Here is a 21,462-nt window from a genome sequence, read left to right on the forward strand (position 1 = left end):
CGGCTCAGTCATCGTGGCCCAACAACACGGTCTCCCACTGCTGCTTGCTCGACAGCGTCGGCAGCGCCTTACGGTAGGTGCGGCGCAGCTCGTCGAAACGCCGAGCCAATTGGTATTGGCGGCGCAGGGATTCGCGCAGCAGCGAGAACATCTTCTCCCGGTCACGCTGCCGGTAGACCACCCCGCGGCCGTCGGCGGTGGTGACGGTGACGCCGTCCTGGGTGCACAGCAGGAACCACCGGGCGTCCTGGGTGGGAACGTTGAGCTGCGGACGCCGATGATGCTGCGGTGCAGTGGCTTTGAGGTTGTGCGCGATGCCGCGGGCCAGCCGGTAGCCGATGGTCAGCGGTTGCACCGGCGGGCGCATCGCTCTGCCACGTCGCGACGGTTTCGGCAGCTCGCTGGCGGCCGGCAGCACCACGGCGTCCGGGTAGGTCTTGCGCAGCGCGTGGATGTCCGGCAGCGCCGACTCCAGGATCGAGAAGATGTGCTCCGGGCCGGCCATGAAGTCGTCCAGCGCCTTGTTCTGCACCGCCACGGTCGAATACTCAAGGCAGGCAAGGTGTTTCAGGGTGGCCTTGAGGTGGCTGCGGATCAGGCCGGCGATGTTGCCGTCCCAGTGCAGCGCCGCCACGATCAACCGGTTGCGCAGGTGGAAGTAGGCCTGCCAGTCGATCGCGTCGTCCTTGTCGCTCCAGGCCATGTGCCAGATCGCCGCCCCCGGCAGGGTGACGGTCGGGTAGCCGTGCTCACCGGCCCGGATGCCGTACTCGGCGTCGTCCCACTTGATGAACGACGGGATCGGCTGGCCGATCTCCTCGGCGACCGCGCGCGGGATCATGCACATCCACCAGCCGTTGAAGTCGACGTCGATGCGCCGGTGCAGATCCGGGCTCTCGGCCAGCGGGTCGGTGGCGAAGTTGTGGTCGTACTCGGTGTGCGGGGCGTTGGTCCACATGAACACCCCGGGGTCGACGACCTCGCCCATGATGTGCAGGTGCGACGGCTCCTGCAGGTTCAGCATGTGACCGCCGATCAGCGTCGGCGTCTTGGCGAACCGGTTCAGGGCGAGCGCCCGCAGGATCGAGTCCGGTTCGATGCGGATGTCGTCGTCCATGAACAGGATCTGTTCGCAGCCGGTGTTTTTCAGCGCCTCATACATCACCCGGCTGTATCCGCCGGAGCCGCCGAGGTTCGGCTGGTTGTAGATCGACAGGCGATCGCCCAGTGCGGCGGCGGCCTCGGCGAAGTCCGGGTGGTCGCACACCTTGCGGGTGCCCTGGTCCGGGACGATCACCGCGCTGATCACCGCGTCCACATCGGCGTCTGAGGTCAAGGCCGCCAACGCATTGACGCAGTCGTCGGGCCGGTTGAAAGTCGGGATGCCCACGGCGATGTCGGCGCGCCCCGGCGCCTCGACCGGTGCATACCAGCCGCCGTGGCGCACGGTCACGCACGAGTCGGTGGTGATGTCGAACCAGATCCACCCACCGTCCTCGAACGGCTGCAAGCCGACCTCGAACTCGACTACCGTGGGTGTCTTGGACCCGTCAAAAGACTTGCCGTCCACCGCGATACGCGCACCGGTGGCCTTCGAGCGGTAGACGTCCACCCGGCCGGACCCGGTCAGTTCCAGGTGCAGCACCACCGACTCGAGTGTCGACCAGCGCCGCCAGTAGGAGGCCGGGAAGGCGTTGAAGTACGTCGCGAACGACACCTCGGACTCTTCGCCGATCTCCAGGCTGGTGCGCGACAACGGGTGCGCCCGGCGGCTGTTGGTGTCGGACTCTTCGATGTAGAGCTTGCGGACGTCCAGCGGCTCACCGTGGCGCGGCAGGATGATCCGCGAAAGCCGGCTCACCGCAATGGAACCCTCGTTCATGCCTTACTCTCTCCCAGCGGCACCCCGTCGGCCAGATGCGGCGCCAGGGTGTTGTCGTACATGTTCAGCGCACTGGCGATGGCCATGTGCATGTCCAGATATTGATAGGTGCCCAGCCGGCCGCCGAAGAGCACCTTCGCCGACTCGGTCTCGGCTTTGGCGCGGGCCCGGTAGGCCGCCAGCAGCGCCCGGTCGGACTCGGTGTTGATCGGATAGTAGGGCTCGTCGGAGTCGTCGGCGAAACGCGAGTACTCCCGCATGATCACCGTCTTGTCGGCCGGGTACTCGCGTTCGGGGTGGAAGTGCCGGAATTCGTGGATACGGGTGTAGGGCACGTCGGCGTCGTTGTAGTTCATCACCGGGGTGCCCTGAAAGTCGCCGGTGCCCAGCACCTCCAGCTCGAAGTCCAGGGTGCGCCAGCCCAGCCGGCCCTCGGCGTAGTCGAAGTAGCGGTCCAGCGGGCCGGTGTACACCACCGGCGCGTCGGGGCTTTCGGCACGCAGTTCGTCGCGGACGTCGAACCAGTCGGTGTCCAGGCGCACCTCGATGCGCTCGTCGGCGGCCATGTTCTGCAGCCACGCGGTGTAGCCGTCGACCGGCAGACCCTCGTAGGTGTCGTTGAAGTAGCGGTTGTCGAAGTTGTAGCGCACCGGCAGCCGGGCGATGTTGGCCGCGGGCAGCTGCTTGGGGTCGGTCTGCCACTGCTTGGCGGTGTAGTCCTTGACGAAGGCCTCATAGAGCGGGCGCCCGATCAGGCTGATGGCCTTCTCTTCCAGGTTCGCCGCCTCAGCGGTCTCGATCTCGGCCGCCTGCTCCTTGATCAGCGCGCGAGCCTCATCGGGGGTGAAGTAGCGGCCGAAGAACTGCGAGACCAGGCCCAGGCCCATCGGGAACTGGTAGGCCTGGCCGTCGTGCATGGCGAAGACCCGGTGCTGGTAGCCGGTGAAGTCGGTGAACTGCCGCACGTAGTCCCAGACCCGCTTATTAGAGGTATGGAACAGGTGCGCGCCGTACTTGTGGACCTCGATCCCGGTCTGCGGCTCGGCCTCGGAGTAGGCGTTGCCGCCGATGTGCGGGCGCTTCTCGACGACGAGGACACGCTTGCCGAGCTGCGTGGCCGCGCGCTCGGCAATGGTCAGGCCGAAGAATCCAGAGCCGACAACGTAGAGGTCAAAACGAGAAGTCATCGGCGCCTAGGGTATCGGACCAGCGCCGAGGAGCATCGTCGGCGCCCCGCGACATCGCCAGACCTCCCTTTTGGGCCCGCTGGGCGCCCAGCCTGAATCTCACGACGCTCCGGCGGCGTGTCGCGTCGTCAGATTCCGGCTCGCGGTGATCACCGGGCCAGGGCGGCCAGAAAAACGATTGGTCGCGGTTTCCTCACGATTCAATCTCGTCACTCTATTCACACCAGTCACACGCGTACCGTCGTTTTTGTAAGTCCAATGCAAGTGCAGTAAGCGCCCGAAGGCCCCGGACAACCGGGGTACGACGGCAAAACACATTGAGGAGACTTCCGTGCCGAACCGACGTCGACGCAGGCTCTCGACCACCATGAGCGCAGTCGCCGCCCTGGCAGTCGCAAGTCCGTTTGCTGTGATCGCAGTATCCGAGCTGGCCGCCCGCAACAGCGCGCCGCAGCACCAAGACTTCGTCGCCGCCGCTTCGGTGGCCGACCTGCCGGGTGAGCTGATCTCGGCTCTTTCGCAGGGGTTGTCCCAGTTCGGGGTGAACCTGCCGCCGGTGCCGGGCTTCGGCGGCTCCAGCTCGATGCCGCTGACCTCGCCGGGCACCTACCCGGGCCTGGGCGACCCGTCGCTGGCCACCCCCGGCCTGGCCTCGCCGAGCACCTACCCCGGCCTGACCTCTCCGGGTCTGACCTCGCCCGGTCTGACCTCTCCGGGTCTGACCTCGCCCGGTCTGACCTCGCCCGGCCTGACCACGCCGGGTCTGGCGGACCCGTCGTTGTCCACCCCACCTCTGGGTACGCCCGGGGTGTCGACGACGTCGGGCCTGACCACGCCCGGGCTCACCACGCCGTCGCTGACCAACCCGGGCCTGACCAGCCCCGGCCTCACCAACCCGGGATTGACCAGCCCCCTGACCAGCCCCGGTCTGACCAGCCCGGACACCGGCCTGGGGCTGGGTGCCGGCGACCTGCCGCTCACCTCTCCGGTGGGACTGGACCCGGGCCTGGACGGCACCTACCCGATCCTCGGTGACCCCTCGCTGGGTATGCCGGAGAGCAGCGGCAGCGGTGGGCTCGTCAGCGACCTGATGAGCGCCGCCAACCAGCTGGGCGCCGGACAGGCCATCGATTTGCTCAAGGGTGTGGTGATCCCGTCCATCGCGCAGGCCGCACAGGGCGCGGCGCCGGCCGCCGCGGCCGTGCCCGCACCGCCGCTGCCGTAACCCAGAGGAGCCTGTTTCCAAACGGCACCGCAGAGTCAGTCCGCATCAGGCGGGCAGCGTGGGACTCTGCGGTGCCGTTGACCCCTTGCGTCCCTTTAGTTGCGTGTCGCATCACTGGCATCTCTTGACACATACGTAACATCAGCACGTGCCAACCCGTCGCCCCCCACCGACGATCAAGCTGACCGCCACCGTCGCGACCGTGCTGATCCTGCCGTGGGCGCTGGGCTACGGATCAGGGCCCAAACCCGAACCGGCGACCCCGAGCGCGGCCGCCACCAAACTCAGTCAGCAGCCGCTGGACCTCGAACCCGGCGTCACCGTCCGCGAGATCACCCAGGACGAACCGTTCAGCATGGTCGCACTCACCGGCGCCGACCTGCGCGGCACCTCGGCACGGATTCGCGCCAAACAGGACGACGGGTCGTGGGGGCCCTGGTACTCCACCGCGCACGAGGTCAAGCAGGAACCCCAAGCCGCCGGCGACGCGGTCGACGCGCCCGCCCCCGGGCCGGATGGGACCGAGCCGGTGTTCGTCGGACGGACCACCGCGGTGCAGATCGCGGTCACCACCAAGGACAGAGACGGCAAAGGCAAGGCCCCCCAGTCCCCGAAGCCCCCGAAGTCCGGGAAGGCGGAGAAGGCCGAAAAGGCCCAACAGTCCCAGACCAAACCCGACCTCGGCTACGTCCCGGCCACCGCCGCGCAGCCGTTCGCCCAAAACGTCTCCGCGGTGCTGATCACCCCGCCCAAAGCCCCGGTCGACGCCCATTGGACCCTGCCGCGCGCGGTGCTGGGCCCGGGGCAGCCGCCCAACATCATTCCGCGCAGCCACTGGGGCGCAGGCACCGCATTCCGGTGCGGCAAGCCGGTGGAGAGCGGCGCCGTGCACGCCGCGGTGGTGCATCACACCGCCGGCTCCAACAACTACGCGCCGGAGGATTCGGCGGACATCATCCGGGCCATCTACGCGTATCACACCCGGACTCTGGGCTGGTGCGACATCGGCTACAACGCACTGGTGGACAAGTACGGCCAGGTGTTCGAGGGCAGGGCCGGCGGCGTGACCAAGGGCATCATGGGCAGCCACGCCGGCGGCTTCAACAGCAACACCTGGGGGGTGTCGATGATCGGCACCTTCGAAGACGCCCCACCCCCGGCGATCCAACTCGAGACCGTCGGCCGGCTGCTGGGCTGGCGGCTGGGGCTTGATCACACCGACCCGCGCGGCACGGCGCAGTTGGTGTCCGCCGGCGGTTCCTTCACCCCCTTCGCCCGCGGCGCCGAGCTGACGCTGCCGGCGATCATCGGCCACCGCGACGTCGACGAGACCGAATGCCCCGGCAGCCAGGGCTACGCCTCGCTCAACGAGATCCGGGAGATCGCCGCCCGGTTCGGCGACCCGCCCGGGCCCGAGGACCTCGCTCGGATCATGGAAGGCGGCGCCATCCACACCCGTTGGATGGAGATGGGCGGCATGGACAGCCCGCTCGGCGCGCCCACCACGATGGAGGCCATCGGCGAGGGCGGCACCAAGTACGCGAACTTCGAGCACGGCGCGGTGTACTGGTCGCCGGAGACCGGCGCCCAACCCGTCACCGGAGCGATCTACGACGCCTGGGCGTCACTGGGTTACGAGCGCGGCGTGCTGGGACTGCCCACCAGTGCCGAGCTGAACGAACCGGAGTGGGCCGGCCAGAACTTCCAGCACGGCACGCTGAACTACAACCGGGCCACCGCCACCGTCACCCGGGTGGTCGACGGCAACGCCGAAGTGCTGCCGCCGCCCCCGCCGGAGGGCCCGCCGGTGCAGTTGGAGCGCTTCACCCGGGTAGTCGACCCGTTCGGAGTGGGCTAGCCACCTCGGTTGAGGAAGAGGCGCTCCAGCACCCGCGCCAGACCGTCGTCGGTGTTGGGCGCGGTGATCTCGTCGGCGGCGGCCAGCACCTGCGGGTGAGCATTGCCCATCGCCACACCGTGCCCGGCCCGCCGCAGCATCGGCAGGTCGTTGGGCATGTCGCCGAACGCCACCACGTCGCCGGCGCCGATGCCCCAGGGCGTGATCAATTCCTCGATGCCGGTGGCCTTGGTGATACCCGCCGGAACCACCTCGATCAGGCCGTTGTTGGTGGAATAGGTGAGCTCGGCGGCGTCGCCGATGTGGGCGGTCAACTCCGCGGCCATGTCGGCGCTGGCCGCACCCGCCTTGCGGATCAGCAGTTTGATCGCCGGCTCCGACAGCAGATCGGCCACCGACACCTCGGTGTTGTCCGGGTTGAGCCAGGCGTGTTCGTAGCCCGGTGAGCTGACGAACTGCGGGGTCGCCGCGTCGTGGGCCCGCTCGCCGATCCGTTCCACCGCCAGACCCGCTCCCGGCATCACGCGGCCGACCACCTCGGCCAGCTTCATCAGCTGGTCGGCCGACAGTGTGCGCGCCGAGATCACCCGGTCGGTGTCGGGGTCATAGAGCACCGCCCCGTTGGCGCACACCGCCATCGGGGCGAAGCCCAGGGCGTCGACCACCGGGGCGATCCAGCGCGGCGGGCGCCCGGTGGCCAAAATGAACCGGGAGCCGGAATCAACGGCCGCAGCCACCGCCGCCCGGGTCCGCGCGGTGATGGTCTCGGTGTCGTCGAGCAGGGTGCCGTCGACGTCGCTGGCGATCACCGCCGGCGATGCGACGCCGCCCATCAGCGCTTGCCCCGCTTCAGCCGTTTGCGGTCCCGTTCGGCCAGTTCGGCCTCGCGCATCCGCAGCGCCTCGGCCATCGTGGGTGCGCTGCCGCCCAAGCGCCGCGGCACCCAGTACGCGCCGGACGGGTGCGGGTACTGCAGCTGCGCCTGCTCCAGCATGGCGACCATGGTGTCGCGCAGCTCGGCGGTGGTGGCCTCGATGTCGCCGGACGGGGTTATCGGCGTGCCGATCTTGGCGAGCACCGGAATGTGGTTGCGCCACAGGTGCTTCGGATGATCTTTGGTCCACACCCGGTGGATGCCCCAGACGATGACGGGAATGATCGGCACCCCGGCGGCGGCGGCCATCCGCACCGCACCGGTCTTGAACTCGCGCAACTCGAAGCTGCGGCTGATGGTGGCCTCCGGGTGCAGGCCGACCAGCTCCCCGTCGCGCAGCTTGCGCACCGCCACGTCGTAGGCGCCGGACCCGGCGGAGCGGTCCACCGGGATCAGCTTGACGTGCCTGATGACGTAGCTGACCACCGGCACCCGGGTCATCTCGGCCTTGATCATGAACCGCAGCCGGCGTCCCCGCCGCAAAGCAGCGATGGAGCCGGGGTACCAGTCCAGGTAGCTGGTGTGGTTCAGCGCCAGCACCGCGCCGCCGTGTTCGGGAATGTTCTCCAGGCCCTCGATGGTCAGGTGCGGCCCGTTGGCGTTCACCACCCGCGGCACCACGATCTCCAGCATGCGGAAGAAGGGTTCGGCCATGCCAGCGCTACTCCGAGGCGTGACGGCGGGCGGCCCGCGCCTCCGCCTTGCGTGCGGCCTCGGCGGCGTCGAGCTCGAGTGCCTCCGCCGGTGTCGGCGCGCCCCCGCCGAGCCGGTGGGGCACCCAGAACTCCCCGGCCGGGTGCTCGGGATAGGCGTCCTGCGTCTGCTCGAGCAGATGCTGCATCCGGGTCTGCAGCAGCGCACGCAGATCCTCGACCGGCAGCGTCGGCGGAATCGGCTCGCCAATGGTCACCGAGATCGGGATCTTGCTGCGGCCCAGCCGCCTGGGGTGGTCCTTGGTCCAGAGTCGCTGGGCGCCCCACACGATGTGCGGGATGATCGGCACCTGCGCGTCGATGGCCATCCGGGCCGCACCGCTCTTGAACTCCCGCAGCTCGAAACTGCGGCTGATGGTGGCCTCCGGGTAGACGCCGACCAACTCGCCGGCCTTGAGGTACTCCACGGCGGAGGTGTAGGCGTCGCCGCCCTGCCCGCGGTCCACCGCGATGTGCTTGCAGCCGCGCATGACCGGGCCGGTGAACTTGTTGTCGAACGTCTCCTGCTTGACCAGGAAGCGCACCCGGCGACGCGGCTTGCCCAGGTAACTGGCCATCCCGGCGAACGTGAAGTCGAGGTAGCCGGTGTGGTTGATCGCGATCACCGCACCGCCGGTGGCGGGCACGTTCTCGGCGCCGACGACGGTGATCTTGAGCCCCTCGAAGCGCCAAAGCGTGCGGGCAGCCGTCGCGACACTTCCGTACCAGAGCTCCACAGGGGTCCAGCCTAGGCGATCCGCCCGGCTCTACCGCCGTTAAGCTCGGAGGGAATCTCTTCAGGCGAGGCGGGAGTGGGAACTAGTGCAGGTCACCAGCGTCGGGCACGCCGGCTTCCGGATCGAGACCCCGGCGGGCAGCATCCTCTGCGACCCCTGGGTGAACCCCGCCTACTTCGCGTCGTGGTTCCCGTTCCCGGACAACTCCGAGCTGGACTGGGATGCCCTCGGCGACTGCGACTACCTCTACATCTCGCACCTGCACCACGACCACTTCGACCCGCGGCACCTGAGCAAGCACGTCAACAAGGATGCGGTGGTGTTGCTGCCGGACTTCCCGGTGCCCGACCTGCGCGGTGAGCTGGAGAAGCTGGGCTTCCACCGGTTCTTCGAGACAGAAGACTCGGTGCGGCACACGGTGAGCGGCCCCAAGGGCGAGCTGGACGTGATGATCATCGCGCTGCGCGCCCCGGCCGACGGCCCGATCGGCGACTCGGGGCTGGTGGTGCACGACGGCACGACGACCGTGTTCAACATGAACGACTGCCGGCCGATCGACCTGGACGTACTCGGTGCGTTCGATGCGATCGACGTGCACCTGCTGCAGTACTCCGGGGCGATCTGGTACCCGATGGTCTACGACATGCCGGCCCGCGCCAAGGAGGCGTTCGGCACCCAGAAGCGGCAACGGCAGATGGACCGGGCCCGCCAGTACATCGACCATGTCGGCGCGACCTGGGTGGTGCCCTCAGCCGGCCCGCCGTGCTTCTTGGATCCCGAGCTGCGTGACCTCAACGATGATCATGGCGACCCGGCCAACATCTTCCCCGACGAGATGGTGTTCCTGGACCAGATGCGCCGCAACGGCCACGACCGCGGTCTGCTGATGATCCCCGGCACCACCGCGAGTTTCACCGGCGCGCAATTGGATTCGCTGACCCACCCGATCCCCGAGGCCGACGTCGAGGCGATCTTCACCTCCGGCAAGGCGGACTACATCGCCGCCTATGCCGATCGGATGGCTCCGGTGCTGGCCGCCGAGAAGGCGTCCTGGGCGCCGGCGGCGGGCCCGGCCATGCTGGAGCCGCTGCGCGCGCTGTTCGAGCCGATCATGGGCAAGAGCAACGAGATCTGCGACGGCATCGGCTATCCGGTGGAGCTGGTGCTAGACGGGGACGGTCACACGGAGACAGTGGTGCTGGACTTCCCCCAACGTATGGTGCGCGAGCCGGTGGCGGGCGAGAAGTTCCGCTACGGCTTCGGGATACCACCGGAGCTGGTGCGCACCGTGCTGCGCGACAACGAACCGGACTGGGTCAACACCATCTTCCTGTCCACCCGGTTCCGGGCCTGGCGGGTCGGCGGCTACAACGAGTACCTCTACACGTTCTTCAAGTGCCTGACCGAGGACCGGATCGTCTACGCCGACGGCTGGTTCGGTGAGAGCCACGACGACTCGGCGATGATCGAGTTGGGTGACTGGCAGATTCAGCGTCGCTGCCCACACATGAAGGCCGACCTGTCGAAGTTCGGGGTGATCGAGGGCGAGACCCTGACCTGCAACCAGCACGGCTGGCAGTGGGACCTCAAGACCGGCCGCTGCCTGACCGCCAAGGGCCACGAGTTGCGCTGCGAGAAACTGTGACCGGCTCCTACGACGACGGCCTGGTGGTGTTGGACGCCCAGGCGATCACGTTGCGCCGCTACCACTTTCCCTCCGGTACGGCCAAGGTGATCCCGCTGTCTGCGGTGGTCGGCTACCGCGCCGAACCGCTGGGGGTGGTTCACCGGTTTCGGATCTGGGGTAGCTCGGATCTGCGGCGCTGGCTGCCACTGGACATCGGGCGGCCGATGCGCAGCACGCTGGTCACCCTGGATCTCGCGGGCTCCCCGTGGCCGCAGCCGGCCTTCACCCCGGCCGAACCGGAGAAGTTCCAGAAGCTGCTCGACGAACTGCTGGCCGGCTGATCCCTCTGCCGGTCGTGCAGAAACGTACACCCCCACCTGGGGCTTTGCCGAACCTTTGTGCACCCTCGCGGGGTGGGGGAAGTGGTAGCGTTGGACGCCGCTGACAGTTGGGGGTGATCATGTTCGTCGATCGGGCAGGATTGCGCTACGGCGCTCGTGATTCGAGTGCCGCCGGCGAGCACGCCCAGACCGGTGGACAACACCTTGCGGGGTCCTCGCCGGTGGAGGGGATGTTCGGGGATTTCCCGGAGGCCGCCGGCCTGCATGAGGTGGTCGGCGCGGCCCACGACCATCACACCACAGCGCTGGACACTCACCAGCGAATCCTGAATGGCGTTGCCCACCATGCGAACTACGCCGAGCAGCAGTTCGGCGCGATGGACGAACGCAACGCCCAAGCGCTGCGCGACGTGCGGTGCACCTAGAGTCGATCAGCATTCCCCTGCTGGTCGCCGAGGCCGGCGGTGACCCGTGGGTGATCAATGCGGCCCTGCAGCACGGCCGTCCGGGCCAGATCGACAACCTGGCGAGTGCGTTCCACAACGCCGGCAAGTCCGCCTCCGACGCCGACACCGCCTTCGAGCAGGCCCGCAAGCGCTTTGAGGGCGCCTGGAACCGCGAGACCGGCGACCATCCGATCAACGACGCCGCCCAGGTACAGCTGGTCACCGGCTCACTCGGCGTGCAGGCCGCCCAGCTGCCGAAGATCGCCGCCGACCTGGAAAGCATTGCCGCGGCCCTGGCCGAGGCGCAGAAAGCGTCGGCGGCGTGCATCGCCGAACTCGAGACCGTCCTGGAGGACATCGACAAACACCTGACGCGCTGGCTCCAGTTGGACCGGGACCCGACGCTCACCGCCGAGCAACGCCAAGACGTCCACGACAACATCCACGAGCTGCAACAGGCGGCGATCGACGACACCGCGGAGACCCTGCGCCGCGTCAAGGCCATCCGCGACACCTACCTGACGGCGTTGCGCGCCGCCGAGGCCCGGCTGCGGGCCGAAGGCTACGATCCGGGGCTGGTCAAGAATCTCGACCAGCCGACGTCACCGCTGGGCGATCCGCTGCTGCCGATCCCGCCGGCCGGCACCGACTCGCAGGCGGTCACGAACTGGTGGAACTCGCTGACCCCGCAGCAGCGGGCGACCTACATCGCCCAGCACTCCGAGGATCTGGGCAACCTGCCGGGTATCCCGGTCGACGTGTCCAACGAGATCAACCGCGCAGTGATGACCGACGACCTGAATCGCGTCACCGACGTCGCGCACGCGCGGGGTGTGTCCGTCGACGACGTGCTGGCCGACCCGGGCAAGTACGGCATGTCGGCTACCGCCATCCACCGCTACAACATCGCCCGCAACACCCAGGACGGCCTGTCCACCTCAGCGGATGTGAAGGACGAGCGAGGCGATCACCCGGATGTGTTCCTCTGGCGCTACCGGCCCGAGGCATTCGCCAGCGGCGACGGGGCCGCGGCGATCGCGATGGGCAATCCGGACAAGGCGGCCAACACCACCGTGCTGGTGAAGGGATTGGGTTCCGGTGTCGCTCAAGGAACCCTGTCCAACCCCGACGGCACCCGGCTGTACCACGAGGCCAACGCCGCCGACTGGGACAAGGACACCGCGGTGGTGATGTGGGTCGGTTACGACGCACCCGACTCGGTGTTCGATCCCGGCCTGTACCAACCGAACATGGCGCGCACCGGGGGCGAGGCGCTGGCACTCGACGTCAACTCGCTGGCAGCCACCCACCAGGGCGCGCCGACGCACCTGACCGTGGTGGGCCACTCCTACGGTTCCACGACGGTGGCCGACGCCGCGGCCGGCTACGGCATGCACGCCGACGACGTGGTCCTGGTCGGCAGCCCGGGGACCGACCTCGCTCACTCGGCCGCCGACTTTCACCTTCCAGAAGGCGGGCATGTCTTCGTCGGTGACTCCGCCCGTGACGAGGTGGGCTGGCTGGGGCACAACACCATTCGGACGCCGTTCGGCGGAATCGGTTTGGGTGACGACCCGGCCATGGAAGACTTCGGCGCGACGCGGTTCAAGGCGGAACTCCCCGATCGCTCACTCAACCCCGTCTACGCGCACTCGCACTACTTCGACAACGGCTCGGAATCGCTGTTCAGCATCGCCGATGTGGCCTCCGGGCACGGCGATGCCCTCGAGCACGACGGCATGCTTGCGCCGCACCGCCGGGATTCGTTCCTGCCGCCGGTCCTCGATCCGGAATCCGCCCGGGACGGCACCGTCGGCCACTACCACAGCACACCCGGCGGCTGAGCATGCACGACGAACCCTACGGAGAGGACGGAACGAGTGTGGATCTTCTGGAAATCCGCTGCGGCGGCGTCGATTACCGCCCTGTTGCTGGGCGGGTGTGCTGAGGTGCGCGACCCCATCACTCCCGAGCAGGCCCGTGCCGAAGTCGTCGACGCCGCCCGCGAGGTGGTCCGTGACCTGCACGCGGATGTCACCGAGGCGCTGTTCCGCTACGAATCCTGTAATGACCAGGGCGAACCGCCGTTTCGGGGCGTGGTGATGATGTCGTTCTGGATGCCGGGCGTCCCGCACGACCAGCCCGCTGATCCGCAGCGTGTCATCGCGGAGATGACCGCACACGGCTGGAGCACCGACTCCGATTTCATCTCGCACTCGCCGACGCTGCGCAAGGGCGACGTCAACGCCATCGTCACGGTGGTGCCACCGGCTCGCCCCGGGCAGACGTTCCACAGCCACGTCGGCGTCGACCTCAACGGCCAGTGCCGCGACACCTTCGACCACCGCAAGGACCGCTCCATCCTCTCGGTCGACGTCTCGGGCGAACTGACCCGTCCTTAGCGGTCGGCCAGCACCTGATGCGCCGCGTTGTAGCCGGGGATGAAGGTGATCCCGGGCCCGCCGTGACAGCCCGCGCTTCCCAGATACAGTCCGGTGACCGGTAGCGGTTGCCCGACAAAGCCTTTGGCGCCGGGGCGGTTGGGGCCGATCGCATTCGGGTTCAGCAGGCCGTGGCAGTAGTCACCGCCGGGGGCGCCGAACATGGTGGCCATATGACGCGGGGTGAAGGTGGTGTGCCGGGTGATGCTGCTCTCGAAATTCGGTGCCAGCCTGGTGATCTTGTCGATCACCCGCTGGCCCATCTCCACCTTCATCTCGCCGTAGTTGCCGTCGCCCTCGATCGGGAACCACAGCGCGAACGCCGACGCCGCGTGCTTGCCGGCCGGGGCCAGGTCGGGATCGTGCAATGACGGGATCTGCAGCACCACAGTCGGATCGGCGGGCACGATACCGCGGCGGGCGTCCTCCCACTGCTGTTGCACCTCCTCGGGGGTGCAGAAGATCCCCAGCGACGCCTGCAGGGCGGGATCGTTGAGCAGCTCGTAGGGCGCGCTGAACCGCGGCGCCTCGTCCAGCGCGAAATGCATCTGCAGGTAGGAGCCGCGGTGGTCGGTGCGGGCGTAGCGGGCGCGGACGTCCTCGGGTATCGCGTGTGGATCGATCAGGTCGCCGATGGTGACGTCGGGCGCTATGGCCGACACCACCACCGGCGCTGCGACGGTGTCCCCGGCTTCGGTACGCACTCCGGTCACCCGGCCCTCGGCCACCAGGATCTCGGCCACCTTGGCACGCAGCCGCAGCTCACCGCCGAGGCGGGTGAAGGTGTCGGCCAGATGCCCGGTCAGCGCGCCGATCCCGCCGCGCAGCTTCTTCATCAGGATGGTGTTCTCGTCGGGAACCCCCAGTCCGTAGGCCAGTGCCGCGGCGCTGCCGGGGGTGGCCGGGCCGCGGTAGAGCGTGTTGACGGCCAGCACGGTGAACGACCCGCGCAGCGCCCCGTGCTTCTCCCGGTCGGGTAGGTAGCGGTCCAGCACGTCGGTGACCGAGGCGAACAGCATGTCGTCGATGGCGGCACGTTCGAATTCGTTTGTGGCGCACGCATACATCTCGTCAAGCGTCTTGAGTGGCAGGCCGGCCTCGAAGCGGCCCAGCGCCCGGGTGGGGGCCTGGCTCCAGGCCAGCAGCCCGGCCATGCCGTTGACGGCCTCGGCGCCGTGCACCTCGGACAGGTGGGTGAACAGCTTCATCGGGTCGGTGTACTGGATCAGCGGGTCATCGCCGACGCCGCGCAGCGCCACCGACATCACCTCGAGGTCGAGGCTGTCCAGGTCGTCCAGGCCCAGCTCGGCGCTGACCGCGCGCGACGTCGGGAACTGCACCGAGCCAGCGATCTCGAATCGGTAGCCGTCGAACAGCTCCACCGTCGAGGCCATCCCGCCGGCGTACAGCCCGGACTCCAGGCACAGGGTTCGCAGTCCGGCGCGCTGCAGGATGAGCGCCGCCGCAAGCCCGTTGTGTCCCGCGCCTATGACGATCGCGTCGTAATCGGCCATCACACCCACCCTTCTCGACTTGGGCAGGCTGACACGGGCCGATAAGTTTTGTCAATATTGACGGAACTAGAGGTTCGACAGCGAATCCAGCGCGGTGCGGCACATCCGGGCCAGCTCGGCCAGCGAACGGTCCTCACCCAGCATCCAGACCTCCATCGCGGCGAACACTGCCGCGCCGACGCACCGAGCGGTCACCGCCACCCGCAGCGGGTCAGCCGGCTCGGCGATCCGCAGTCGCTCGGCCACCGCGTCGGCGAAATCGGCCTCCACCTGACGGATGTGGCGCACGATGCGCTCCGGGTCGAGCTCCTCGGCGCGCAGCGCGGCGATCCGGGTCACCGCCTCAACGTCGTAGGGAAACGCGAAGATCGCCGCCTGGACCGACTCCACCACAGGCTCGCCGGGCGGCCGGGCGGCCAGCGCGGCGCGGAACCACTGCAGGCCCGCGTCGTAGTCGGCGAACAGCAGGTCGTGCTTGGAGTTGAAGTGCCGGTAGAAGGTCCGCAGCGAGACCCCGGCGTCGGCGGCGATCTGCTCGGCGGAGGTGTCCTCGACGCCCTGGGCCAGAAACCGCACCAGCGCCGCCTGGCGAAGCGCCTCGCGGGTGCGCTCGCTGCGAGCGGTCTGCGGCGGCCGGGCCATGCCGGTAAACGTACCTCAGGGTGGGCGGGCGAAAAATGTCATTATTGACAAAACTTGCGGCGCCTGGTGAGACTGGCCGCATGATCTCGCTCATCGTGCATGCAGTGCTGGGCCTGGCGACCATCTGGTGGATCGTGGCATCCAACCGCGCGGTCTTCGCGAAACCCTCTGGGGGCAAATCCTTCTCACCCCTGGAGATCGTGTACTACGTGATCGGCATCGCCTCGATCGGGCTGGGCTGGTACTTCAACATCCGCTTCGTCCAGGAATACGCGCACGGCCCCAACCACAATCCGATCTGGGGGCCGGGCAGCTGGACGCAGTACATCCAGCTGATGTTCACCAATCCCGCTGCCGGGTCGGCCAGCCAGGACTACACCATCATCAATGTGGTTCTGCTGCCGCTGTTCACCATCGTCGACGGGTATCGGCGCGGGCTGCGGCGGCCCTGGCTGTACTTCGTGTCGAGCCTGTTCACCAGTTGCGCGTTCGCCTACGCGTTCTACTTCGCGACCATGCACCGCCAGCACCGGCACGCCGCGGCTTCGTCATAGCGGGACCGCGTCAAAACCGCCTCGCGATAGGCTGGCCGCGACGACGGGAGGCAGGTCGTGGCCAAGCCGGTGGCGCCGCGTGGATCCGCGCGCGAACGGGTGCTGCAAGCGGCGCTGACGCTGTTCATGGACAACAGTGTGGGCGGCACGTCCATGCAGATGATCGCCGACCAGCTGGGCGTCAGCAAACCGGCCGTCTACTACCAGTTCCGGTCCCGCGACGACATCGTGATCGCACTGGTGGAACCGATGTTCGACGACATCGTCCGCATCATCAAGATCGCCCAGGCCATGCCGACAGGTCAGGGCAAACGCGACGTAACGGTCAGTGGCGTAGTCGAACTCGCCGTCCGATACCGCCGGCTGACGTTCCTGTTCTACGACCGCGCCGTGGAGCACGCGGTGCGATCCCGCGAAGATTTCATGGCCGTCCGCGATGACGTCGCGGCGATCCTGCACGGCCCCGAGCCGGACGCGACAACCCGCGTGATCACGACCGCGCTGCTGTCCGGAACCTTCACCGCCGCAGCAGATCCCCAGCTGGAGGATATCGACGACGAGGAGCTGCACGAGATCCTGCTGGCCACCGCACAGCGGATGGTATCCCCGCTGGCGTGAGCCGCACGTCACCAGCTGCGGTGCGCGCCGCCGCCCGATCCGACCAGCTCCGGTTCGCGCTGCAGCGGCGCTGGCCACGGCGCCGGCTTGGGCCGTAGCCGCGGCACCTGCGGCCACCAGAACCACTTGCCGAGCAGTGTCGCGATCGCCGGGGTCATGAACGAGCGGATGATCAAGGTGTCCAGCAGCAGACCCAATCCGATGGTGGTGCCCACCTGCCCGACCACCCGCAGTCCAGACACGGCCATCGTCATCATGGTGAAGGCGAACACCAGACCCGCCGCGGTCACCACCGACCCGGACCCGCCCATGGCGCGGATCATGCCGGTGTGCAGGCCGGCGTGGATCTCCTCCCGCAGCCGTGACACCAGCAGCAGGTTGTAGTCGGCGCCGACGGCCAACAGGATGATCACCGCCATAGGCAAGACCATCCAGTGCACCGGCAGCCCGATGATGTCCTGCCACAGCAGGACCGCGAGGCCGAACGCGCTGGCCAACGAGACCACCACGGTGCCCACGATCACCAGGGCGGCCACCACCGCGCGGGTGATCAGCAGCATGATGATGAAGATCAGGCACAGCGCGGCGACCCCGGCGATCATCAGGTCGTAGTCGGAACCCTCCTGCATGTCCTTGAACATCGCGGCGGTTCCGCCGACGTAGATCTTGGAACCCTCCCACGGGGTGGTCTTGATGGCCTCCTTGGCCGCGAGCTTGATCGCGTCGATGTGCTCGATGCCGTCCGCGCTGAGCGGATCGCCCTCGTGAGTGATGACGAACCGCACCCCGTGACCGTTCGGGGAGATGAACATCTTCATGCCGCGCTGGAACTCGGCGTTGTCGAAGATCTCCGGCGGCAGGTAGAACGAGTCGTCGTTGCGGGCCTTGTCGAAGGCCTCCCCCATCGCGGCGGGATTCGTCTGGGATTCCTGCGACGCCTTGGCCAGCCCGCTCTGGGTGGCGTAGGTGGTCAGCATCATCGCCTTGGCGCTCTTCATCATCGCGATCATCGCCGGCATGATGGCGAGCATCTGCGGCAGTTGCGCGGCCATCGCATCCATGTCCGGGACGATCTGGGCGAAGCTGTCGGTCATCGTGTCGACGCCGTCCATCGCGTCGAACACCGACCGCAGTGAATAGCAGACCGGGATGTCGAAACAGTGCGGTTCCCAATAGAAGTAGCTGCGTATCGGCCGGAAGAAATCATCGAAGTTGGCGATGTCGTCACGCAATTCCTCGATGTCGGAGACCATCAGGTGCATCTTGGAGACCATCCGCCCCATGGTGGCGTTCATCTGCTCCATCAGCTCGATCATCTTGGTCATGTTGTCGATGGAGCCCTGCATCTCCTCGGCTTGGGCCAGCATCTCGGCGGTGCTGTTGTCGTTGAACTTGCGGGTCATGTCCTGATTCACCGCCTGCATGCCGAGCATGAAGCCGAACGTGGAGTGCTCCATCGGTGTGCCCTGCGGCCGCGTGATCGACATGACCCGGGAGATGCCCGGCACCGCGGTAACCCGCTTGGCGATTCGCTCGATCACCAGAAAGTCGGCGGAATTGCGGACGTCATGGTCGGTTTCGATCATCAGCATCTCGGGGTTCATCCGCGCCGACGGAAAGTGCCGGTCCGACGCCAGGAATCCCTGGTTGGCCGGCAGGTCGGCGGGCATGTAGGCGCGATCGTTGTAGCCCGGCTGGTAACCGGGCAGGGCGAGGATGCCGACCATGGCCGTGGCGGTCGCGGCGATCAGGATCGGCCCCGGCCAACGGCTCACGGCCGCACCGATTTTCCGCCAGCCGCGGCCCTGACCGGCCCGCTTGGGTTCCAGCAGTGCCCCGAACCGGCTGGCCACCGAGATCACCGCGGCGCCCATCGTCAACGAGGTGATCACGACGACCGTCATGCCGATGCCGAGCGGAATGCCCAGCGACTGGAAGTAGGGCAGCCGGGTGAAATGCAGGCACAGCGTGGCACCGGCAATCGTCATACCCGAACCGAGCACCACATGCGCGGTGCTGCGGAACATGGTGTAGTAGGCCTGTTCCCGGTCCTCGCCGGCACCGCGGGCCTCCTGATAGCGGCCGATCAGGAAGATCGCGTAGTCGGTGGCCGCCGCGATCGCCAGCGTCACCAGCAGGCTGGTCGCGAACGGTGAGAGCCCGATCAGGTGGTGATAGCCCAGCAGCGCGACGATGCTGCGGGCCGACATCAGGCCGGTCACCACCATCGTCAGCGCCAGCAGCACGGTGGTGATCGAGCGATAGACCAGCAGCATCATCGTGATGATGACGACGAAGGTCAGTCCCTCGATCAGCTTCATGCTGCGGGTGCTGGCCTTGTTCTGATCGGCCGTCAGCGCGGCACCGCCGGTGACGTAGGCCTTGACCCCCGGTGGCGCGGCGACGCTGTCGACGACGGACTGGACCGCGTGGACCGATTCGTTGGCCAGTGCCTCGCCCTGGTTGCCGGCGGTGTAGATCTGCACGTACGCGGACCTGCCGTCCGGGCTCTGGGCGCCGGCGGCGGTCAGTCGGTCGCCCCAGAAGTCCTGGATGTGCTCGACGTGGACGGTGTCGGTCTTGAGCTTGGCGACGATGGCGTCGTAGTAGTGGTGGGCGTCTTCGCCCAGGGGCTGCTCGCCCTCGAGCACCAGCATGACCGAGCTGTTGGAGCTGAACTCCTCGAAGAGCTGGCCCTGGCGCTTGACCGCGATCATCGACGGCGCCTCGTCGGGCGTCATCTGAACCGCAGCGGTTTCGGCGACCTTTTCCAGCTGCGGGACGGTCGCGTTCGCCACCACGATGATCGCGATCCAGCCCAGCATGATCGGAATGGCCAGCCGCCGGATCACTCGGGCGATCATGCGGATTTCACCAGGCAGAAGGTCAGTGCGCCGACTCCGGTGGCCGTTCGTTCGTCTTTGAGTTCGTCGTCGACGCTGATGCGGCATCCCAGCGTGGAGCCCTTGCCCTGCGCATACAGGTTGGGCGACACCGCCGAGAGCGTGGTGCTCATGGTCACCGACCAGGGCAGCCTCGCGGCGTCGACATGCTGCGGCCGGCTTTCCAGATCCAGATAGCTGATGTCGGCGGTCGCGCCGGGTTCCCCGAAGACCTCGTAGGTGACGGTCTTCGGGTCGTAGGGCGCGCTGTCGTCGACCTTGGTGCTGATCAGGTTGGAGTTCTCCCCGCCGAAGTAGGTCCGCAGGCGCAGGACCATCAGCGTCCCCAGCACCATCACGGCCACGATGAGCAGCGGCAGCCAGGCCTGCTTCAACGGCTTCACCAGCGCCCCCGTTCCGGCCGGAACGATGGTTGTGTCCGCCCGAAGGCGAAGTTATACGATCAGTAAAGTCGAATCAAGTGTTTAGTCAGGCTAGCCTCGTCCGGCCGGAGCCTGCGCCCCGCCGCGACCGTGCACCGGTGTCCGCTAAAAGCCCAGTTCGCGGCGTACAGATATGCACGGTCGCGGTCAGGACTGCGGCTCCAGAACCTCGGCGCCCACGTAGGGCACCAGCGCCTGCGGCACCCGCACGCTGCCGTCGGGCTGCTGGTGGTTCTCCAGGATCGCCACCAGCCAGCGGGTGGTGGCCAGCGTGCCGTTCAGTGTCGCCGCGGTCTGCGGCTTGCCGTTCTCGTCGCGATAGCGGGTGGCCAGCCGGCGCGCCTGGAAGGTGGTGCAGTTCGACGTCGACGTCAGCTCCCGGTAGGCCTCCTGCGACGGCACCCAGGCCTCGCAGTCGAACTTGCGGGCGGCCGACGAGCCCAGATCCCCCGCGGCGACGTCGATCACCCGGTAGGGCACCTCGATGCGGGCCAGCATCTCGCGCTGCCAGCCGAGCAGCCGCTGGTGCTCGGCCTCGGCCTCGGCGGGCCGGCAGTAGACGAAGCCCTCCACCTTGTCGAACTGGTGCACCCGGATGATGCCCCGAGTGTCCTTGCCGTAACTGCCGGCCTCACGCCGGAAACACGACGACCATCCGGCGTAGCGCAGCGGCCCGCTCGACAGGTCCAGGATCTCGTCGGAGTGGTAGCCGGCCAGCGGCACCTCGGAGGTCCCCACCAGGTAGAGATCGTCGGCCTCGAGCCGATACACCTCGTCGGCGTGCGCCCCCAGAAACCCGGTGCCGGACATGATCTCCGGACGCACCAGCGACGGGGTGATCATCGGCGTGAAACCGTTGTCGACCGCCACCCGGATCGCCAGCTGCAGAAGTCCCAGCTGCAGCAGCGCGCCGCGGCCGGTCAGGAAGTAGAACCGCGACCCCGACACCTTGGCGCCGCGGCCCATGTCGATCAGCCCCAGCGCCTCGCCGAGCTCCAGGTGGTCACGCGGGTTGTCGATCGCCGGCTGTTCGCCGACCACGTCGAGCACCGCGAAGTCGTCGACCCCACCGGCCGGCACCCCGTCGATGACGACGTTGGCGATCGCCATGTGCGCGCCGGTCATGGCCGCCTCGGCGTCGCTCTGGGCGACCTCGGCGGCCTTGACCTGCTCGGCCAGTTCCTTGGCCCGCGCCAGCAGGGCGGGGCGGTCCTCCGGAGAGGCCGCGCCGACCGAACGGCTGGCCGCCTTCTGTTCGGCGCGCAGGCTGTCGGCGGTGGCGATCGCGGAGCGCCGCGCGGTGTCGGCGGCCAGCAGGGCGTCCACCAGGGCAGGGTCCTCACCGCGACCCACCTGGGAGCGGCGGACGCGGTCGGGGTCTTCGCGCAGCAGGTTCAGGTCGATCACGGCGCAACCCTACAACCTGGACCACCCGGGTT

The 21,462-nt window shown here is 67.9% G+C and carries 19 protein-coding genes; 9 read left to right on the forward strand and 10 right to left on the reverse strand.

Annotation, left to right across the window (positions count from 1 at the left end; genetic code table 11):
* Positions 1-4: 4 nt before the first annotated feature.
* Positions 5-1,882, reverse strand: coding sequence for a glycosyltransferase (locus K6T84_RS17835; protein ID WP_224863541.1), 1,878 nt, complete (start codon positions 1,880-1,882; stop codon positions 5-7).
* On the reverse strand, positions 1,879-3,069 hold the full coding sequence (gene glf, locus K6T84_RS17840; protein WP_224863544.1) for a UDP-galactopyranose mutase: 1,191 nt from the start codon (positions 3,067-3,069) through the stop codon (positions 1,879-1,881). Before glf ends, K6T84_RS17835 begins: the two co-directional genes overlap by 4 nt.
* A gap of 331 nt (positions 3,070-3,400) precedes the next feature.
* Between glf and K6T84_RS17845 the strand changes: the two genes are divergently transcribed.
* Positions 3,401-4,294, forward strand: coding sequence for a hypothetical protein (locus K6T84_RS17845; RefSeq protein ID WP_224863546.1), 894 nt, complete (start codon positions 3,401-3,403; stop codon positions 4,292-4,294).
* Positions 4,295-4,442: 148 nt separating this feature from the next.
* Entirely contained in the window at positions 4,443-6,152 is a 1,710-nt protein-coding gene (locus K6T84_RS17850; RefSeq protein ID WP_225400933.1) for an N-acetylmuramoyl-L-alanine amidase, read from the forward strand.
* Here the strand turns inward: K6T84_RS17850 and K6T84_RS17855 are convergent.
* From K6T84_RS17855 to K6T84_RS17865, 3 genes are read right to left on the reverse strand one after another with little or no spacing between them, the layout of a single operon-like run.
* Positions 6,149-6,985, reverse strand: a complete 837-nt coding sequence (locus K6T84_RS17855) for an HAD family hydrolase (RefSeq protein ID WP_224863550.1) — start codon at positions 6,983-6,985, stop codon at positions 6,149-6,151. The two genes, K6T84_RS17850 and K6T84_RS17855, sit on opposite strands and share 4 nt — an antisense overlap.
* The gene (locus K6T84_RS17860; RefSeq protein ID WP_224863552.1) at positions 6,985-7,740 is read right to left on the reverse strand and encodes a lysophospholipid acyltransferase family protein; all 756 of its coding nucleotides are present in this window, start codon (positions 7,738-7,740) and stop codon (positions 6,985-6,987) included. Before K6T84_RS17860 ends, K6T84_RS17855 begins: the two co-directional genes overlap by 1 nt.
* 7 nt (positions 7,741-7,747) lie before the next feature.
* Complete coding sequence (locus K6T84_RS17865; RefSeq protein WP_224863554.1) at positions 7,748-8,515, reverse strand: lysophospholipid acyltransferase family protein; 768 nt, start codon at positions 8,513-8,515, stop codon at positions 7,748-7,750.
* Between the two features lie 85 nt (positions 8,516-8,600).
* Between K6T84_RS17865 and K6T84_RS17870 the strand changes: the two genes are divergently transcribed.
* From K6T84_RS17870 to K6T84_RS17890, 5 genes are all read left to right on the forward strand, one after another.
* Positions 8,601-10,160 carry an MBL fold metallo-hydrolase gene (locus tag K6T84_RS17870; RefSeq protein ID WP_225400934.1) on the forward strand — a complete coding sequence of 520 codons (1,560 nt, stop codon included), beginning with the start codon at positions 8,601-8,603 and terminating at the stop codon, positions 10,158-10,160.
* Positions 10,157-10,483 carry a hypothetical protein gene (locus K6T84_RS17875; RefSeq protein WP_224863558.1) on the forward strand — a complete coding sequence of 109 codons (327 nt, stop codon included), beginning with the start codon at positions 10,157-10,159 and terminating at the stop codon, positions 10,481-10,483. Before K6T84_RS17870 ends, K6T84_RS17875 begins: the two co-directional genes overlap by 4 nt.
* 119 nt (positions 10,484-10,602) lie before the next feature.
* Positions 10,603-10,908 carry a DUF2563 family protein gene (locus K6T84_RS17880; RefSeq protein ID WP_224863560.1) on the forward strand — a complete coding sequence of 102 codons (306 nt, stop codon included), beginning with the start codon at positions 10,603-10,605 and terminating at the stop codon, positions 10,906-10,908.
* On the forward strand, positions 10,899-12,773 hold the full coding sequence (locus K6T84_RS17885) for a putative alpha/beta hydrolase (protein WP_225400935.1): 1,875 nt from the start codon (positions 10,899-10,901) through the stop codon (positions 12,771-12,773). Before K6T84_RS17880 ends, K6T84_RS17885 begins: the two co-directional genes overlap by 10 nt.
* Positions 12,774-12,809: 36 nt before the next feature.
* Positions 12,810-13,331, forward strand: a complete 522-nt coding sequence (locus tag K6T84_RS17890) for a lipoprotein LppJ family protein (protein ID WP_225400936.1) — start codon at positions 12,810-12,812, stop codon at positions 13,329-13,331.
* Here K6T84_RS17890 and K6T84_RS17895 read toward each other — a convergent pair.
* Together K6T84_RS17895 and K6T84_RS17900 are read right to left on the reverse strand one after the other, a co-directional pair.
* Complete coding sequence (locus K6T84_RS17895; protein WP_225400937.1) at positions 13,328-14,884, reverse strand: phytoene desaturase family protein; 1,557 nt, start codon at positions 14,882-14,884, stop codon at positions 13,328-13,330. The genes K6T84_RS17890 and K6T84_RS17895 overlap by 4 nt on opposite strands.
* Before the next feature lie 66 nt (positions 14,885-14,950).
* The gene (locus tag K6T84_RS17900) at positions 14,951-15,526 is read right to left on the reverse strand and encodes a TetR/AcrR family transcriptional regulator (protein ID WP_225400938.1); all 576 of its coding nucleotides are present in this window, start codon (positions 15,524-15,526) and stop codon (positions 14,951-14,953) included.
* Positions 15,527-15,606: 80 nt separating this feature from the next.
* On the opposite strand from K6T84_RS17900, the gene K6T84_RS17905 reads away from it, so the two are divergent.
* On the forward strand, positions 15,607-16,080 hold the full coding sequence (locus K6T84_RS17905; protein WP_224863570.1) for a DUF2834 domain-containing protein: 474 nt from the start codon (positions 15,607-15,609) through the stop codon (positions 16,078-16,080).
* 57 nt (positions 16,081-16,137) lie between these two features.
* Complete coding sequence (locus tag K6T84_RS17910; RefSeq protein ID WP_224863571.1) at positions 16,138-16,698, forward strand: TetR/AcrR family transcriptional regulator; 561 nt, start codon at positions 16,138-16,140, stop codon at positions 16,696-16,698.
* Positions 16,699-16,706: 8 nt separating this feature from the next.
* Here K6T84_RS17910 and K6T84_RS17915 read toward each other — a convergent pair whose 3' ends face one another.
* From K6T84_RS17915 to serS, 3 genes are all read right to left on the reverse strand, one after another.
* On the reverse strand, positions 16,707-19,562 hold the full coding sequence (locus K6T84_RS17915) for an MMPL/RND family transporter (protein WP_225400939.1): 2,856 nt from the start codon (positions 19,560-19,562) through the stop codon (positions 16,707-16,709).
* A complete protein-coding gene (locus K6T84_RS17920; protein WP_304621294.1) occupies positions 19,559-19,984 on the reverse strand; it encodes an MmpS family transport accessory protein in 426 nt (141 codons plus the stop codon). Before K6T84_RS17920 ends, K6T84_RS17915 begins: the two co-directional genes overlap by 4 nt.
* A 186-nt stretch (positions 19,985-20,170) precedes the next feature.
* Positions 20,171-21,430 (reverse strand): serine--tRNA ligase, encoded by a 1,260-nt coding sequence (serS, locus tag K6T84_RS17925; protein ID WP_225400940.1) that lies wholly within the window; start codon positions 21,428-21,430, stop codon positions 20,171-20,173.
* Positions 21,431-21,462 lie beyond the last annotated feature (32 nt).

Source organism: Mycobacterium zoologicum, assembly GCF_020181635.2.
Classification (GTDB): domain Bacteria; phylum Actinomycetota; class Actinomycetes; order Mycobacteriales; family Mycobacteriaceae; genus Mycobacterium; species Mycobacterium zoologicum.

Excerpts from the sequence above, each read along its gene's own strand:
- K6T84_RS17905 (WP_224863570.1), top strand. The coding sequence starts at position 15,607 with ATGATCTCGCTCATCGTGCATGCAGTGCTGGGCCTGGCGACCATCTGG.
- K6T84_RS17880 (WP_224863560.1), top strand. The coding sequence starts at position 10,603 with ATGTTCGTCGATCGGGCAGGATTGCGCTACGGCGCTCGTGATTCGAGT.
- K6T84_RS17915 (WP_225400939.1), bottom strand. The coding sequence starts at position 19,562 with ATGATCGCCCGAGTGATCCGGCGGCTGGCCATTCCGATCATGCTGGGC.
- K6T84_RS17835 (WP_224863541.1), bottom strand. The coding sequence starts at position 1,882 with ATGAACGAGGGTTCCATTGCGGTGAGCCGGCTTTCGCGGATCATCCTG.
- K6T84_RS17860 (WP_224863552.1), bottom strand. The coding sequence starts at position 7,740 with ATGGCCGAACCCTTCTTCCGCATGCTGGAGATCGTGGTGCCGCGGGTG.
- K6T84_RS17895 (WP_225400937.1), bottom strand. The coding sequence starts at position 14,884 with ATGGCCGATTACGACGCGATCGTCATAGGCGCGGGACACAACGGGCTT.
- glf (WP_224863544.1), bottom strand. The coding sequence starts at position 3,069 with ATGACTTCTCGTTTTGACCTCTACGTTGTCGGCTCTGGATTCTTCGGC.
- K6T84_RS17855 (WP_224863550.1), bottom strand. The coding sequence starts at position 6,985 with ATGGGCGGCGTCGCATCGCCGGCGGTGATCGCCAGCGACGTCGACGGC.
- K6T84_RS17900 (WP_225400938.1), bottom strand. The coding sequence starts at position 15,526 with ATGGCCCGGCCGCCGCAGACCGCTCGCAGCGAGCGCACCCGCGAGGCG.